The organism is Polaromonas sp. P1_E3 (genome assembly GCF_056405935.1).
In genome coordinates this window covers 1-1181 of the sequence record NZ_JBFUBD010000622.1, presented here as the reverse complement: position 1 = coordinate 1181, position 1181 = coordinate 1, and the positions used below count along the sequence as shown (strand labels likewise).

The window sequence follows — 1181 nt, the reverse complement described above, 5'->3', positions numbered from 1 at the left end:
ATCGTCGTTCAGTACGTGGTGATCACCAGCGGCGCCCAACGCGTTTCCGAGGTGGCCGCCCGGTTCACGCTGGACAGCATGCCCGGCGCACAGATGAGCGTGGACGCGGATCTGAACATGGGCTTTATTGACCAGGCCGAGGCGCAGCGCCGCCGCAAGAACATCGAGAAAGAGGCTGCTTTTTACGGCGCGATGGACGGCGCAAGCAAGTTCGTTAAAGGCGACGCCATTGCAGGCATCCTGATACTTCTCATCAACATTGTGGGGGGCTTGCTGATCGGCATCATGCAGCGCGGCCTGCCATGGGGGGATGCACTGAAGACCTATACCCTGCTGACCATAGGCGATGGCATCGTGACCCAAGTACCGGCACTGGTCATTGCTTTGGGGACCGGCATCATTGTTACCCGTTCGGCTTCGGATGCCAACCTCAGCAAAGAGGCTTTGCGGCAGATCACCTCATTTCCAAAAACACTGCTGCTGGTGGCTGCAGCCCTGGCGGGCCTGTTGATGCTGCCTGGCATTCCTGCGATCCCCACGCTCATACTGCTTTGCCTTTCAGGGCTGGGTGCCTGGATGGTTTATCGCGGGGCGCACACCGGTGCCGTTGCCGGGGAAGAAGATGCGGCGGGCCTGGAAGGGAAGTTGGCTGACGGCGCTGACGCCGGCGGCAAGGACGATCCCTATGCACATTTGACCGTTGAACCCATCGAGGTCCAGGTGGGTTCCCGCTGGGTTCCTCTTGTGAACGAAAAGGGCGGCTCTTTCCTGGAGAGAATTGCCACCTTCCGCCATCAGCATGCGCAGGAGCTTGGGCTGGTCTTGCCGCGAATACGCTTTAAGGATGCACCGCGCCTCGGGCCGGATCGCTACGAGATTTACCTCGACGGGGCCCTGAGTGCCAAGGGCGAGGTTCGCGCGGACCGCCTGCTTGCCATTCATCCCCAAGGCGATGTCACAGCCATTTCCGGAGAAGTCACAAAAGATCCCACCTATGGCCTGCCGGCCGTTTGGATAGAAGAGTCACAGCGGGATGCGGCTACCCGCGCCCGGTTCACGCTGGTGGACGCCTCCAGCGTATTCATGACGCATCTCACCGAGGTCTTGCGGCGCGAATCCTCCACGCTGCTGACGCGGGCCGAAACAGACCGCCTTCTGGGCCGGGTGCGCCAGAACCAGCC

At 61.3% G+C, this 1181-nt stretch carries 1 protein-coding gene; it reads left to right on the top strand.

All coding sequences use genetic code 11. The annotated features are described in order from the left end of the window. Positions 1-1181 (top strand): FHIPEP family type III secretion protein (locus tag AC1D0Z_RS22270; RefSeq protein ID WP_477660323.1); only part of this gene is annotated, 1181 nt, incomplete at both ends.